The organism is Lysobacter solisilvae (assembly GCF_016613535.2).
GTDB classification, from domain to species: domain Bacteria; phylum Pseudomonadota; class Gammaproteobacteria; order Xanthomonadales; family Xanthomonadaceae; genus Agrilutibacter; species Agrilutibacter solisilvae.
Map to the genome: position 1 here is coordinate 3784760 of NZ_CP071518.1, position 16044 is coordinate 3800803.

A 16044-nucleotide genomic window follows, 5' to 3' on the forward strand; every position below is an offset into this window, starting at 1 on the left:
TCAACTGCGGATTGCGGCGCCGTGTTCGCGTTCCAGTCCGGCCACCACCTGGGCGACCGCGGAGTCCACCTCACGGTCGGTCAGGGTGCGGGATTCTTCCTGCAGAATCAAGCCCATAGCCAGACTCTTGAATCCGGTTTCCACGCCTTTGCCGACATAGCGGTCAAACAGCACCAGATCCCGCAGGGACGGGCCCGCGGCGGCCCGGACGCTGGCCGAAACCGCCGCCCAGGACGTGGCTTCCGGGACGACGAACGCCAGATCGCGACGGACGGACGGATAGCGCGACAGGCTGGTCGCGCGACGCAGGTCGCGGCGCAGCAAAGCCTCCAGGTCGAGCTCGAACGCCACCACCTCCGCGTCCAGGTCCAGGGCGCGCTGCAGGCGCGGGTGGAGCTGGCCGATCCAGCCGATGGGCTGGCCATCGCGCAGGACGTCGGCGCTTCGGCCCGGGTGGGCCCAGGCAGGCGACGACGGCCGGTACTCGAGCGTGGCGGCCGCCAGCGCGGCCAGGCTGTCCAGGTCGCCCTTGAGGTCGTGGAAGCCGATCGGACGGGACTTGCCGGACCACTGTTCGCCGGCCACGTCGCCACAGGCGGCGGCGGCGATGCGCGGCGTCTCCAGCGGGGCCCGGCCGTCGACCGCGGCGAAGACGTTACCCAGTTCGAACAGGCGCACGCGCGATTGCTGGCGGGCCAGGTTCCGGCCCAGCGCGGCCACCAGGCCGGGCAGCAGCGCGGTGCGCATCATGCCCAGCTCGGCGCTCAGGGGATTGGCCAGCGGGACGGCGCGATCGGTCATCGACCAGCGCGAGAGCAGGTCGGCGTCGACGAAGGCGTAGTTCACCGCCTCCAGGAAATCGCGCGAGGCCAGGTGGCGACGGGCGGTCGACTCCTCCACCCTGCCCTCGCTGGGCGCCACCAGGCGCGCGGCGCCGGTCGGCAGCGTGGTGGGCACGGCGTCGTAGCCATGGATGCGCGCGATCTCCTCGATCAGGTCTTCCTCGATGGCCAGGTCGAACCGGCGGCTGGGCGGCGTGACCTGCCAGCCCTCGCCGGTGGTGGCCACCGCCAGGCCGAGCGCGCGCAGGATGCGTTCGACCTCGGCGTCGGCGACCGTCATGCCCAGCACGCGGGCCAGGCGGGCGCGGCGCAGGACGATGGGCTGCGCCGGCACGAGGTGCTCGGGCAGGACGGCCTCGATGACGGGGCCAGCGGCGCCGCCGGCGATGTCGAGGATCAGGCGGGTGGCATGTTCGATCGCGATGCGCGGCAGTTCGGGGTCCACGCCGCGCTCGAAGCGGTGGCCGGCGTCGGTGTGCAGGCCCAGCCGGCGGCTGCGGCCGATGATCGCCGAGGGAATCCAGTGCGCGGCTTCGAGGAACACGTTGCGGGTCGTATCGGTGACGCGCGTGTCGTAGCCGCCCATGATCCCGCCCAGGGCGACCGGGCGTGCGCCGTCGCCGTCGGACACCACCAGGAAGTCATCGTCGAGCGTGATCGTGCGGCCGTCGAGCAGCTTGAGCCCCTCGCCCGCGCGGCCGGGACGCACGACCACGCCGGCCTGCAGCGTGTCCAGGTCGAAGGCGTGCATGGGCTGGCCCAGTTCGAGCATCACGTACTGGGTGACGTCCACCAGAAAGCTGATCGGGCGCACGCCGCTGCGGCGCAGGCGTTCGGCCATCCAGGCCGGCGTGGCGACGGTGGCGTCGACCCCTTCGACGACGCGGCCGACGAAACGCGGCACGCGCTCGCCGGCCTGCAGCGATACCGTGCGCGTGGATTCGACCTGGGCCGGGACCGCCGGGATGTCCAGCGCCTGCACCTGGCTGCCCAGGGCGGCGGCGACGTCGAACGCGATGCCGCGCACGCTGAAGCAGTCCGCGCGGTTGGGCGTGAGCTTGAGTTCGATGGTGGCGTCCGGCAGGCCCAGGAACTGCGCCAGCGGCGTACCGGGGACGGCATCGGCGGGCAGTTCCAGCAGGCCGGAGGCATCCGGGTCCACGCCCAGCTCCTTGGCCGAACACAGCATGCCGGCCGACTCGACGCCGCGCAGCCTGGCGGCCTTGATCGCGATGCCGCCGGGCAGGTTCGCGCCGACCATCGCCAGCGGCGCCTTCAGGCCCGGCCGCGCATTGGGCGCGCCGCAGACGATCTGCACCGCGCCGGCGCCGGTATCGACCTGGCACACCTGCAGGCGATCGGCTTCGGGATGCTTTTCCGCGCTGAGGATGTGCGCCACCACCACGCCCTCGAGCGATTCGCCCAGCGGGGTGAGTTCCTCGACTTCCAGGCCGATCGCCGTCAGCGTCGCGGCGAGTTCATCGCGCGTGGCCGTGGTGGGAACGTGCTGGCGCAGCCAGTTTTCGGAGAATTTCATCGTTTCAGGTGTCCCGTATCACGTAGCCCGGGGTATTTAACAGCAACGCTGGTCAAGCGAAGCGCGCCCGGGATGCTGTTTCGGCGTTGTCACGGAGAGCCCCGGGTGCGCTTGCGCTGACCCGGGCTACGGCATCTCACGCGAACTGCTTGAGGAACCGCACGTCGTTCTCGAAGAAGCTGCGCAGGTCGTCGACGCCATAGCGCAGCATCGCGAAGCGCTCCACGCCCATGCCGAAGGCGTAGCCGGTGTACTTCTCCGGATCGATGCCGACGTTGCGCAGCACGTTCGGGTGGACCATGCCGCAGCCCAGCACTTCCAGCCAGCGCGTGGAACCGTCCGGCTGCTGCCAGGCGATGTCCACTTCGGCCGAGGGCTCGGTGAAGGGGGAAATAGCTGGGGCGGAAACGCATGTCGAAATCGCGCTCGAAGAACGCGCGCACGAACTGCGCCAGCGTGCCCTTGAGGTCGGCGAAGCTGGCATGTTCGTCCACCAGCAGGCCTTCGCACTGGTGGAACATCGGCGTGTGGGTCTGGTCGCTGTCGCTGCGGTAGACCTTGCCCAGCGCGATCATGCGCAGCGGCGGGCCGCTCTTTTCGGCCACGGCGTCAAGCATGTAGCGCACCTGCACACCGGAGGTATGCGTGCGCAGCAGGCGGCCGTCGGGGAAATAGAAGGTGTCGTGCATCGCGCGCGCCGGATGGTGCGGCGGGAAGTTCAGCGCCTCGAAGTTGTGCCAGTCGTCCTCGATCTCCGGGCCGTCGCTGAGCTCGAAGCCGAGCCGCCCGAAGATGTCGGCGATGCGCTCCATGGTGCGGCTGACCGGGTGCAGGCCGCCGCGGGCGGCGTCTAGGCCGGGCAGCGTGACGTCCACCGATTCGCCGGCCAGGCGCGCGTCGAGCGCGGCATCGTCCAGGCGGGCCTTGCGTTCGCCCAGCGCGGCGGTCAGCGCGTCGCGGGCCTGGTTGATGGCCTCGCCGGCGCTCTTGCGCTGGTCGGGCGGCAGGCCGCCCAATTGCTTGAGCTGCGTGGTGATGCTGCCGTGCTTGCCGAGCAGCGAAACGCGCAGGGCCTCGATGGCATCGGGCGTCTGCGCCGAGGCGATGTCGGCCAGGGCCTGCTGCGTAAGTGATTCGATTCCGGTCATGCTTACCGAACCTCGGTGTTCCGTCGTCATCCCCGCGAAGGCGGGGATCCATGGACCTTGCCGTTGCCCTTTCAGTGGAGATACGGCCAGACAAGGCCCGACGTCCATGGATTACCGGACATTCGTCCGTTAACCACCCCGCCTTCGCGGGGATGACGAACAACAGCAAAGCTTGGGTAGCCAAAAACGAAACAGGGGGAAGGACTTGCGCCCTTCCCCCTGCGTGTACTGCGTTGTGCGATCCCGCGCGGCCATCAAGGCCGGCACGGAGGATCGATCAACTTACGCCGCGAGCGCGCTCTTCGCCTTCTCTGCCAGCGCCGCAAAACCCGCCGCGTCGTGCACGGCGATGTCCGCCAGCACCTTGCGGTCCAGGGTGATGCCGGACTTCAGCAGGCCGTTCATGAAACGGCTGTAGCTCATGCCGTTGATGCGGGCGGCCGCATTGATGCGGGTGATCCACAGCGAACGGAAATTGCGCTTCTTCTGCTTGCGACCGATGTAGGCGTACTGCAGGGCCTTCGTGACCGCCTGCTTGGCGACGCGGAAGACCTTGCGACGGGCGTTGTAGTAGCCCTTGGCCTGCTTCAGGATTTTCTTGTGACGGCGACGCGCCGTAACACCACGCTTAACTCGTGCCATTTTTCAGTCTCCTCACAAATACGGAAGCATGCGGTCCAGACGGCCAGCGTCCTCGGCACGAACGTGGTTCGTCTGCCGGAGGTTGCGCTTCCGCTTGGTCGCCTTCTTGGTGAGGATGTGGCTCTTGTTGGCGTGGCCCGCCTTGTACTTGCCGGAAGCGGTCTTCCGGAAGCGCTTGGCCGCCGCCCGATTGGTCTTGATCTTGGGCATTGCGATGTCCTTTCGGATTTCGATGACTGGCCTAGGCGCCGTTTTCCGCTCTTTGCGGCCGCGTTGCGAAGACCTTCCGGTCCTGCTGCTGCGCCGCGAAGACCAGAATCTGGTCTTTCCGTCCTGCCCGTGCCGGCTTGTAAGTCGCTGATCCGCAAGGGATCACGACAGGTTCCGTGATGAATCAACAGCAAACCCCGGCGAACCGGGCCGGCCATTATGCAGGGCCGGGCAATGCCATGCAAATCAGGATGTTAGGCAAGGCCGGGAGGATGGCGTCGGCGGGGCATCGGGCGCACGGCCTTCCGGGGTGATCCACCAGCTTCCGGAGTCCTCGACGGACTTCCGGGAGTCCTCCGCAGCCTTCCGGAGTCCTCCACGGTCTTCCGGAATCCTCCACGGCCTTCCGGAGTACTCCAGGGCCTTCCGGAGTCCTCCACGGTCTTCCGGTTGCTCCACAGCCTTCCGGAATCCTCCACGGGGTTCCGGAAGCCCGAATCCGCCTTCGCGAAGGCGAAAAAAGCCTTCGTGAATACTCCACGGTCTTCCGGAAGCCGGAATCGGTGTTCGCGAAGGCAAAAAAACCCTTCGGGAATACCGATTTGGTCTTCCGGAGTCCTCCACGGTCTTCCGGAAGCCTGAATCCGTCTTCGCGAAGGCGAAAAAAGCCTTCGGGAATACCCGTTCGGCCTTCCGGAGTCCTCCACGGTCTTCCGGAAGCCGGAATGCGCCTTCGCGAAGGCGAAAAGAGGATTCGGGAATGCCGGTTCGGCCTTCGGGAATCCTCGGCGGCCTTCCGCCCTCCGAGGCATTCATAGGGCGGGTCTTGACCCGCCGCTGCTGCGCCTGCGCGGTGGCGGGTCAAGACCCGCCCTATTGCGCGGGTCGAGATCTGCCGCTGGTGCGCCTGCGCGATGGCGGGTCAAGACCCGCCCTATGGTGTCTTTGGGATGGCGCGGGTTGAGATCCGCCGGTGCTGCGCCTGCGCGGTGGCGGGTCGAGACCCGCCCCATGGCGTGCTCGGGATGGCAGCGGGACGATCACCTGCGCGGCCCAAAACAGAAGGGCCGCCTCGCGGCGGCCCTACCGAACGCCAGGCGGCCGCCCTGCGGCGACCTTCCCGGATCAGGTCTTCTTCTTGGGGGCGATCATCATGACCATCTGCCGCCCTTCCAGGCGCGGACGCGATTCGATGACGATCTCGTCGCCCAGGTCACGCTCGATGCGCGAGGCCATCTCTCGACCCAGTTCCTGGTGGCTCATCTCGCGGCCACGGAAGCGGATGTTGATCTTGACCTTGTCACCTTCCTCGAGGAAGCGGCGGATGTTGCGCATCTTGATCTGGTAGTCGCCTTCATCGGTGACCGGCCGGAACTTGAGTTCCTTGATCTCGACCATCTTCTGCTTCTTCTTGGCCGCGTTCGCCTTCTTCTGCGCCTCGAACTTGAACTTGCCAAAGTCCATGATGCGGCACACCGGCGGATCCGCGTTGGGCTGGATCTCCACGAGGTCCATGCCTTCGTCCTGCGCCATGCTCAGCGCTTCGTCGCGCGTGAGCACGCCGATCATTTCGCCGTCGCTACCAATCACGCGCACGCGCGGTACGCGGATTTCCTGGTTCTTACGGTTCGGCTTTTCGGGAGTACTGATGTTGCGATCTCCAATGAGATAGTTGCCGGCCACTCGATCGTTGTGGCCGGGCCGTTGCCTACACTGCCAATGCGTCGTGCGTAGTTGGCGTCATAGCGCCTGACTGCGCAGCCGCGAGGCGAAATCAGCGACCGACATCGTGCCGAGATCTTCCCCCCCTCGCGTACGCACCGCGACCATGCCGTTTTCCTTCTCGCGGTCTCCAACCACCAGCAGGTACGGCACGCGCTGCAGCGTGTGCTCGCGGATCTTATAGCCGATCTTCTCGTTCCGCAAATCGGACTGGACCCGGAAGCCTTGATTCGTAAGGGATTTCCGAACGTCCTCCACCCAGTCGGCCTGGGCGTCGGTGATGTTCATCACCACGGCCTGGATCGGGGCCAGCCAGGCCGGGAACTGGCCGGCGTGGTGCTCGATCAGGATCCCGATGAAGCGCTCCATGGAGCCCACGATGGCCCGGTGGAGCATCACGGGATGCCGCTTCTGGCTGGTTTCGTCGACATATTCGGCCCCCAGGCGTCCGGGCATCATGAAATCGACCTGCATCGTGCCCAGCTGCCAGGTCCGGCCGATGGCGTCCTTGAGGTGGTATTCGATCTTGGGGCCGTAGAAGGCGCCCTCGCCCGGCAGCTCCTGCCATTCGACCCCGGCCGCCCGCAGGGCCGACCGCAGGGCGTCCTCGGCCTTGTCCCAGGTGGCGTCGTCGCCCAGGCGCGGTTCGGGGCGCAGGGCGATCTTGAGCTGGACGTCGCTGAAGCCGAAGTCGGTGTAGACCTTCATGGCCTGCTGGTGGAAGGCGGTGACCTCGGCCTCGACCTGGTCCGCGGTGCAGAAGATGTGGCCGTCGTCCTGGGTGAAGCCGCGCACGCGCAGGATGCCGTGCAGCGCGCCGGAGGGCTCGTTGCGGTGGCAGGCGCCGAACTCGCCGTAGCGGATCGGCAGGTCGCGGTAGCTGTGCAGCCCCTGCTTGAACACCTGCACGTGGCCGGGGCAGTTCATCGGCTTGAGCGCATAGGTGCGCTTCTCCGACTCGGTGAAGAACATGTTGTCCCTGGTAGTTGTCCCAGTGGCCGGAGGACTTCCACAGCGACACGTCCAGGATCTGCGGGCAGCGCACCTCGCCGTAGCCGGTCTCGTGGTAGACGCGGCGCATGTACTGCTCCACGACCTGCCACACCGACCAGCCCTTGGGATGCCAGAAGATCAGGCCCGGGGCCTCTTCCTGCAGGTGGAACAGGTTCTGCTGTCTGGCGATCTTGCGGTGGTCGCGCTTCTCGGCTTCCTCCAGCAGGTGCAGGTAGCCCTTGAGGTCCTTGTCGTTCAACCAGGCCGTGCCGTAGATGCGGCTGAGCATCTGGTTGTTGGAATCGCCGCGCCAGTAGGCGCCGGCGACCTTCATCAGCTTGAAGGCGCGCAGCTTGTCCGTGGCCGGCACGTGCGGGCCGCGGCACAGGTCGGTGAACTCGCCCTGGCTGTAGAGCGAGAGGTCCTCGGTGGCCGGGATCGATTCGATGATCTCCGCCTTGTAGTGCTCGCCGATGCCCTTGAAGAAGGCGACCGCGTCGTCGCGGGACTTCACGCTGCGCGAAACAGGCTGGGCCTCCTTCACGATCTTCTGCATTTCGGCCTCGATGGCCGGCAGGTCCTCGGGCGTGAAGGGACGCTCGTAGGCGAAGTCGTAGTAGAAGCCGTTGTCGATGACCGGGCCGATGGTGACCTGCGCGCCCGGGTGCAGGCGCTGCACGGCCTGCGCCAGCAGGTGCGCGGTGGAGTGGCGCAGCACCTCCAGGGCGTCGGGGTGCTTTTCGGTGACGATCTCGAGGCTGGCGTCGGCCTCGATGCGGTGACTGGTGTCGACCAGGCGGCCGTCGACCTTGCCGGCCAGCGCGGCCTTGGCCAGGCCGGCGCCGATGGAGGCGGCGACATCGGCCACCGTCACGGGGTTGTCGAATTCACGGCGGCTGCCGTCGGGAAGCGTAATGGCGATCATTGGGGCGGGAGACTTCGGGAGGCCCGCGCAGGGCGGGCGGTGGGACGGAAGCGGCGGGCGCCGCGCAAAAACAAAACGGCGCCACGAGGGCGCCGTCATGCGGACCTCGGGGCGGGTTCAACGATGGGCGGTGGTAGTGCTCATGTCACACGCTCGACCGGCGGTTGCGCCGCGGGCCACCTAGGGCAGGCAGGCCGCTGCGACGCGGCCGGAACGCCCATGGTTGGCGACCTCGCGGTCCAAGTCAAACGACCCGGCTCAGGAGCCCTGCCGGACCGAGGTGGCCGCCGAGGCCTCGCCCGACCGGATCGGGTCCTCGAACAGGCGCCAGGACAGGCCCGCGACCACCGCCCCCACCAGCGGGGCCACCCAGAACAGCCACAGCTGCTGCAGGGCCCAGCCACCGACGAACAGCGCCGGGCCGGTGCTACGGGCCGGATTCACGGAGGTGTTGGTCACCGGGATGCTGACCAGGTGGATGAGCGTCAGCGCCAGGCCGATGGCGATCGGCGCGAAACCGACCGGGGCGCGCGTGGCGGTCGCCCCCAGTATCACGATCAGGAACATCGCCGTCATGACCACTTCGCTGACCAGCGCGGCGGTCATGGAATAGCCGCCGGGCGAATGCTCTTCAAAGCCGTTGGAGGCCAGGCCGCTGGAGACGTCGTAGCCGACCTTGCCGCTGGCGATCAGGTACACCAGCCCCGCGCCCGCGATGGCGCCCAGCACCTGCGCCACCACGTACATCGGCACTTCGCGGACCGGGAAGCGCCCCGCCGTCGCCAGCCCGACGGTGACCGCCGGATTGAAGTGGCCGCCCGAAATCGGGCCCAGCGCGAACGCCGCGGTCAGCACCGTGAGTCCGAAGGCCAGCGACACGCCGAGCAGGCCGATGCCGATGTCCGGGAAGCCCCGCCGCGAGCACGGCGCTGCCGCAGCCGCCCAGCACGAGCCACATCGTCCCCACCCCTTCCGCAAGCAACTTCCTGAACATGTTCCGTTCCTCTTGGCAGTTCGGTCAGGGCAACGCGGACACGCGCGCCGACTTGATCATGGCCGACAGATAGACATGGCAGCCGGTGGTATCCACCGATTCGATCTTGGCCAGTTCGTCCAGCGCCTTGAGCAGGTGCCCGATCGCGGCGTCGCGGTTGCGCGCCTGCAGCGAGCCTAGCGCATCGGCGACAGATTGCTTCACCCGATCGCGGGCGTTGCGCTCCGACGGTGCCAGCACGTAGGCGTCCAGGTCCTGGCCCAGCAGCACCGACAGGTCGCGCGCGGTGGTGACCGGGATGGCCAGGGTCTGGCTCGCCAGCGGCGGCGCCGTCGGGTTGGACGCGAGCAGCAGCGTGGAGGCCAGCGTGTAGCTGCCGGCCGCAGCAGGCAGGCGCAGGCCCACCTGGAACTGCCGGGTCTCGTCCAGGCCCAGGTCGAAGCGCCATTCCGCCAGCGCCGAAGTCAGCGTCTGCGCCTGCGGACGTGCGTCTTCGACACGCAGCGGACTGACCGCGGCATTGCGCAGCAGCAGCTCCACCGGCTTGGCCCAGGTTGTGCACGCGGGTGCGCACGCTCAGGTAGCCGCCCGACAGGCCGTAGGCCGGTGCCGGCGGCATGACCTGCTGCAGGCTGCGGGCCAGCAGCTGCTCGGCCTGCGCCGCCGAACCGGCCCGCATCAGCACCGCGACCAGGTCGAAGCCGGCGACCGCCGATTCGCCTTCGCCGAAGCGGTTGACCAGGAAGGCCGGGGAGCCCGCTGTGGTGTCGAAGCGGCCACGGATGTGCGCGGTCAGCGCGCCGTAGCGCAGGGCGTCGCCGGCCGCGTCGAACGTGCCGACGTCGAACTCGCCCGAGGTCACCGCGGCGTGCTGGTTGCCCGGCAGCTGGCCGTAGAACTTCACGCCCAGTGCGTCGTCGAGGATCTGGTTGCGCGAATCGTGCACGCCATCGACCAGCAGTCCGTCGCCCTGGAACACGGCTTCGCGCAGTTCCTCGGCGAAGGTGTTGGCCAGCTTCTGCGCGCCACCACTGATCCAGTACGTGTCGTAGCGGCCGGTGGCGTACTCGGCGGCGAAGGCTGCCGTCGTGGTCACCACCTTGTGCTCGATGCCCAGGCGGGTCAGCAATGCGTCGACGAACGCCGCGCGCTGCGTGGTGCACGCCGCATCCTCGGCGGCGCCGGTGCCGACGCGGCAGGTCATCAGCACCAGCACGCGGCCGGTGGCGGTGATCTCCTGCTGCATTTCCGCCCGCACCTGCGCCTCGATGACGCGGATCGGGGTCCAGGCCAGGTTGATCAGCCCGGTGGCCACGCGTGCCTGCAGCACGGCCTGGTAGTCGCCCGCGGCCACGCCCGTGGTATCCCACGGCAGCGCGAACGACACGGTGCCGCCGACGGCCAGGTCGTGCGCCTGTGTCCAGCTGGCCAGCACGGTTTCGTTCGCCGGGTCGATGACCGTCACCACCAGCGGGAGGCCGGTGAGGTCGGCGTTGCCCTGGTTGAACACGGCCGACTGCAGCGAGGTCGTTTCGCCGACTTCAATTTCCGCCGGAACCGCGGCGATCGTGCCCGCGAGCCCCGCGCCGCCGGTGCTGGTGGAACGCACCTCGAACGTGGTCGTCCGCGTGTCGAGCACGTCCCCCGCCGCCGACTTGACGAGCTGGGTGACCGTGTAGACGCCGGCCGGCGCGGCCACCAGGTTGAACGGCACCGTCAGCGCGTGTGCCGAGCTGGCGGCCAGCACGTCGATCGGGCTGTCCTGGGTGAACACTTCGTCACCCGCCGGGGAAGTCACCGTCTCGGTGACGGTCAACTGTTCGTAATCGCTGTTCAAGGTCAGGTTGCGGACCTTGCCCAGGATCGCGACGGTGTCGAAGGGATCGTAGACCGGCCGGTCGGTGGCCACGGTCGAATCGAGCTGCGGACCGGGCGAGGTGGTGACGATCTGGAACGGCTGCATCGTCTCGCCCCACACCTGCCCGTCCGGGCCGAGGAGGACGACACGCGCGCGGTAGTCGCCCGCGGGGGCGACGCCGGTGTTCCATGGCTGCGGCAACGTTCGTTCGCTGCCAATGGTCATCCCGGTGAAGGCGACGGTCGACAGCTCCGTCACCGGCACGCCCGTGGCGGTCTCGATGAAGTAGCGCAGGCTGCCGCTGGTATAGGTGGAGCCGTTGTTGCGCACCGTCGGCTGCACCAGCACGTCCTCGTTCGCGTGGAAGATCGCGCGGTTGAGCAGCAGGCTGAGCTGGTACTTGCTGACCGCGTGCACGGTCGGGATCGCGATCGGCGCCTCGACGACTTCACCGTTGAAGCTGTTGATGAAGCGCAGGAACGCGCGCTTGGCGATGGCGCGCCACTCGTCGACCGTCATGTTGATCAGGTTGAGCGAGAAGGTGAACACGCCGCCGGAGCTGTTGATGCGGCCCAGCTTGTAGAACCAGGAACTGGAGCCGTCGGCGTTGATCACGCTGCTGTCGGCGGCGACCGAGGAACCCAGCACCTGCACGTCCGAGCCGAATTCCAGGCCGAGGCCGACGTCGATGCCGCCCAGGCGTGCAACGGCCTTGGGCAGGTAGGCCATGACGTAACTGGTCGCGCCCAGGCGGGTCGAGAAGTACTGGCCGGCCCAGGAACCGTCGCTAGCCTGCTTGCTGAGCAGGTACTGCACGGTCTTGCGCAGCACCGGGTCGGTGGGCTCGGGATTGGTGTAGTCCAGGGCGGTGCCGACGATCGCGGTGATCAGCGGATCGCTCGTCTGCGTGGGCGTGCGGCCCCAGCCACCATCGGCGCGCTGCTGGCCGCGCAGTTGCGTGGCCAGTGCGGGAATGCGCGCATCCACCTTGGCCGCCAGCGTGGCGTCGTTGATGTACGGGCGGGCCTCGGCCAGCATGATCAGGCGGAAGGCCTGTGCCGGCGTGCCGTAGTCGGAATAGGTCTCGAAGTACTTGGCGGCCTTTTCGACCGACGCCCGCATCTCGCCCAGGCGCGTGCTGATCGGCACCGTGGTGAGCGAGATCTCCACCAGCTGGTTGGTACCGAAGTTCAGGCCGAACAGCTTGCCGCCGACGACGGCCAGGCGATCGACGCGCTGGCCACCGGTGAAGCGTTCGACGATGCCGCCCGCGCTCACTTCGTACAGGGCGTCGGTGCCGCCGGAGTAGCCGTGACCCTGGCCGTCCAGGGCCAGGTCGGAACGCTGGTAGATGCCGCCCCGGTGGATCAGCTTCTGGACACCGGCGCGGGTCAGCGAGACCACGCCGCTGGGCACGGTCACGAAGATCGCACCGCCCTGCCCGGCCGTGATGGTGGTCGCGGTGTTGGTGATCAGGTTGGCGCGCGAGATCTCCTGCACGGTGCCGGCAGCGGGGATCGACCACGTACACGACGCGGCTGGCGCGGTTGAGGGCCACCAGCTTGCCGTCGTCGGCGAAATCGATCGACTCCACCAGCAGCGGCATCGTGGCGACCACGCTGCTGCCCGCCGGGCTGAGGCGTTCGATCACCGGCGGCTGCCCGGAGCGCGGCGTGGCGCTCAGGTAGACGGCGTCATCGGTGCCCACGGCGATGCTGTGGTATGTGGCCCCGCGCGTCGTCGATGCGTAGGCCACGTAGGTGCGGGCCACCGGGTCGTAGACGAAGACGCGGCCATCGGTATGCAGCGTGTAGATCTTTCCGCTGGGCGCCGTGGCGATGTCGCGCGCCGAGGTCGCCGCGCGGTTGGCGGGCGCGAACTCGTGGATCTCGGTCAGCCCGAACTGGGCCGCGTCGCGCAGGACGCTGGTCATGCCTTCGACGACGGTGGCGGTCGCGGCCGGGTTCTCGTGGATCCAGCCGGTGTCGTGGTCGTACCACCAGTACACGCCGCTGGCGTTCTCGTTGCGCCGACCGTACAGGTAGTCGGCCGAACGGTACCGCGCATTGAAGGTGCCGCGGCGGTCGGGCCACGCCGTCATGCCCCACAACCCGAGGATGGTCGAGGTCAGGCGGTACTCGGGGTGGTGGGTGTAGATGGAACGGTCGGCCTGGATCGAGGCGCTCTGCGAGTTCTGCAGGAAGGTCGCCGCGGAAGCGTCGATGTCGGCCTTGTCCAGCGAACTGCCCAGGCCGTACAGGCTCTGGGTCTGGATGTGGCAGCCCAGGCAGCCGTTGCTGTTCTGCCAGTTGATGGCGTTGGTGGCCGTGTAGGCGCCACCACGCGTGACCGCTTCGCGCACGAGCTTGAACAGCGGGTCCGCCGCCTGGCCGGTCGGGTTGTTGACACCCTTCACGGTCAGCGTGGCCTCGACGCGCTGGTTGCCTTCGGCGGTTTCCATCGGCGTGACGGTGAATTCGCCGGTGGCGGCGTCGCCGATGTAGAACTCGCCGGTGACCACGCCGCCGACGTCGGGATTGGTGGAGACGACCTGCAGGTCGTATTCGGCACCGGTGGACGCGGGCGCCCAATGGCCGAAGTCGAGTTCGACCAGGTCGCTGGCCAGCAGCTCCGGCATTGCGATGGTGACCGTGTGGGCCACGGCGCCATTCGCGCGGTCGATCACCGACAGCTTCGCCTGGCCGGCCGGGATGAGATCGTTGCCCATGTTGCGCACGGTGGCGGTGAAGTCCACGCCGCTGGGCGCGTTGGGGATCATCACCGGCGGCGACGGCGTCACCAGGCCCTGCAGGCTCAGCGCGGAGTTGATCCGGATTTCACGGCTGGCCATGCCGTACACCAGCCCCAGCGGCGTGTTGCGCTGGATGCTGCCCGGCTGCACCACGTGGATCGCCAGCGTGTAGGTGCCGGTGGGCAGGTTGGTCGCGACCCAGTCGATCGCGAAGGGCTTCACCTGCTTCGCATCGAATGCGTACTCGCATTGCTCCGGCTGGCCGATCGCCTCGGCGCCGCAGAACTGCGCCACCTTCATGCCGGCGCTGTCGAGCAGGCGCACCAGCACGAGACCGGCCTTGGCTTCGGCATTGAGGTTGGCGATGTCGGCGGTGATCCGCATCGTCTGGCCAGGCAGCACCGCCGCCGGGGTGGTGCGCAGGTTGACGACCTGGAAGCTGCCCTCGAGCACGTCGTCGAGCACGGCATCGATGCGGTACGTGCCCGGATTCTCCAGGCGCGTGAACGCGGTGCGCGGCTGGTAACCCGCGGCGGCGAAGGACAGTTCGATCTCCTCGACCACCGCGTCCTCGATGCGGTACGTGCCCGCGGCATCGGTGGTGCCCGCTTCCTGGCCGTTGAGCGTGATCGAGGCGCCATCGATCGGTAGCCCGGTGGCGCTCGAGGTGACGGTGCCGATGATCGTGCGACGGGGCAGCTGCGTGCGGGTGAGCGTGATGCGGCCGAAGTCATTGGCGCCGGCGGCGAGCACGCCGCTGAAGCTCACGCTGTCGAAGCCGGTCGCCTGCACGCCGCCGGTGAATGCACCCACCGGGAGCGACGCGTAGTCGAAGCGGCCCTGCGCATCGGTGAGCGCGCCCTGGCCGTTGACCTGGACCTGTGCGTTGGCGATCGGCGCGCCATCGGCGGCGTCGACCACCACGCCGTGGGCGGTGGCATCGGTCGGCGGCGTCTGGCCTTCGGGCGTCAGCGACGGCGAGAACTTCACCACGCTGCGCGGGGGAAGGTCGGCCACCGCGGTCAGCGGCTGGAAGCCGGCGAGGCTGACCTGGATCGAGTAGTTGCCGGCCGGCAGACCCAGCAGCTCATAGTCGCCGTCGGCGTTGGTCTGTGTCTGGGCGTTGAGCGTACCGGCAACCTGCACGGCAACGCCGGCGAGCGCCTGGCCGTTGGTCGCGTTGGTGATGCGGCCACGCAGGGCCGCCGTGTTGTCGGCCAGGCCCAGTGCGATGCGGCCCAGGTTGGTGGTGCCGCCGGCGTCGACCTGCGCCTGGCCGGCGTAGGGCTGGTAACCGACGTGGGTGATGCTGACGGCATAGCTACCCGCGGGCAGGCCTTCGAGCACGAACACGCCGTTGCCGTCGCTCAGGGCGGCGCCGGGCCGGCCGGCGACGCTGACGATGGCCTGCGACAGCGGCAGGCCCGAACTGGCGTCATAGACCTCACCCACGAGGCGACCGGCGTCGCTGGAAGGCGCGCTCGCCGCGGTCCACAGCGCGCGCAGCGCCAGGGCGGTGACGTAGGGATCGCCATTCCAGCTGCCGTCGCTGCCCTGCGCATTGCGCAGTGCGGCCACGGCCGCGGCCGCGTCGGTGGACGGACCGGACTGGGCCAGCGCGATCGTCGCCACGGCGTTGTCGGTGGTATCGGCGTAGGCGCCAGCCACCTGCTGCGCGATCAGCGCCGCGCGCGTGCGCTGGATCGGCGCGGAAAGGCTGTACTCGCTGCGGAAGCGCACGAAAGCCTGCAGCGCGTAGGCGGTGGCGAAGGTCGACTGGCCGAGGCTGTAGCTGCCGTCGGCATTGGCGGCGCCGCCAAGGTATCCGAACGCGGCCTGCACCTTGACGTCGCGGCTGATGCCGCCGGCGCGCATGGCCAGCAGCGCCAGCGAGGTGTCCAGGGGATTGCTCGGCTGGCCCACGGCACTGCCATAGCCGCCGTCGGCGTTGGCGCGCGGGAGCAGCGCGCCGAGCACCTGCGTGGCGTCCTCGCCGTGCCCGGTGGCACCCAGCGCGATCACGCGACGGGCGAGCAGTTCGGTCGACAGGCCGGAGGTCGCCGACAGGCTCACGTCGGGCAGCGCCGTCGTGCGGCCTGCCTGCGCGAGCGTGTGCGCGGTCTCGGTGCGCGCCTGCTCGACGACGGCCAGGGAGCCCGATTCGGTCGCCAGCGAGCCGTTGCTCTGCACCTGGTCCTGCAACCAGTCCAGGCCGCGGTTGAGGGCGGCGTCCTGCGCCGAACTGCGCACGCCCACCAGCATCGCGATGGACGCGACGGCGATTGCGACTACACCCCTGATTCCCTTCATTTCACGCGCCCCCAGATTCCGATGTCATCAGGCTTTACAGCCGCCTGCCCGCTACGGTTACCGCCCTGCCACCACAACCGGCCTGCCTTGCGCGCGGCCTGTGTCGCGTCG

General features: G+C 68.5%; 5 protein-coding genes and 3 pseudogenes. All 8 read right to left on the bottom strand.

Going from position 1 to position 16044, the window contains the following annotated elements:
- Complete coding sequence (gene pheT / locus I8J32_RS16795) at positions 1-2379, bottom strand: phenylalanine--tRNA ligase subunit beta (RefSeq protein WP_200613830.1); 2379 nt, start codon at positions 2377-2379, stop codon at positions 1-3.
- Positions 2380-2515: 136 nt separating this feature from the next.
- Positions 2516-3527, bottom strand: a pseudogene (pheS, locus tag I8J32_RS16800) (phenylalanine--tRNA ligase subunit alpha).
- Positions 3528-3809: 282 nt separating this feature from the next.
- The gene (gene rplT, locus I8J32_RS16805) at positions 3810-4169 is read right to left on the bottom strand and encodes a 50S ribosomal protein L20 (protein ID WP_200613833.1); all 360 of its coding nucleotides are present in this window, start codon (positions 4167-4169) and stop codon (positions 3810-3812) included.
- A gap of 12 nt (positions 4170-4181) precedes the next feature.
- Positions 4182-4379 carry a 50S ribosomal protein L35 gene (gene rpmI / locus I8J32_RS16810; RefSeq protein ID WP_056132915.1) on the bottom strand — a complete coding sequence of 66 codons (198 nt, stop codon included), beginning with the start codon at positions 4377-4379 and terminating at the stop codon, positions 4182-4184.
- 1125 nt (positions 4380-5504) lie between these two features.
- Entirely contained in the window at positions 5505-6044 is a 540-nt protein-coding gene (infC, locus tag I8J32_RS16815) for a translation initiation factor IF-3 (protein ID WP_200614449.1), read from the bottom strand.
- Positions 6045-6119: 75 nt separating this feature from the next.
- Positions 6120-8019, bottom strand: a pseudogene (thrS, locus tag I8J32_RS16820) (threonine--tRNA ligase).
- 258 nt (positions 8020-8277) lie between these two features.
- A pseudogene (gene aqpZ / locus I8J32_RS16825) lies at positions 8278-9013 on the bottom strand (aquaporin Z).
- Between the two features lie 2645 nt (positions 9014-11658).
- Positions 11659-15933 (bottom strand): carboxypeptidase regulatory-like domain-containing protein, encoded by a 4275-nt coding sequence (locus I8J32_RS16830; RefSeq protein ID WP_207526689.1) that lies wholly within the window; start codon positions 15931-15933, stop codon positions 11659-11661.
- Positions 15934-16044: the final 111 nt, after the last annotated feature.

Excerpts from the sequence above, each read along its gene's own strand:
- pheT (WP_200613830.1), bottom strand. The coding sequence starts at position 2,379 with ATGAAATTCTCCGAAAACTGGCTGCGCCAGCACGTTCCCACCACGGCC.
- rplT (WP_200613833.1), bottom strand. The coding sequence starts at position 4,169 with ATGGCACGAGTTAAGCGTGGTGTTACGGCGCGTCGCCGTCACAAGAAA.
- rpmI (WP_056132915.1), bottom strand. The coding sequence starts at position 4,379 with ATGCCCAAGATCAAGACCAATCGGGCGGCGGCCAAGCGCTTCCGGAAG.
- I8J32_RS16830 (WP_207526689.1), bottom strand. The coding sequence starts at position 15,933 with ATGAAGGGAATCAGGGGTGTAGTCGCAATCGCCGTCGCGTCCATCGCG.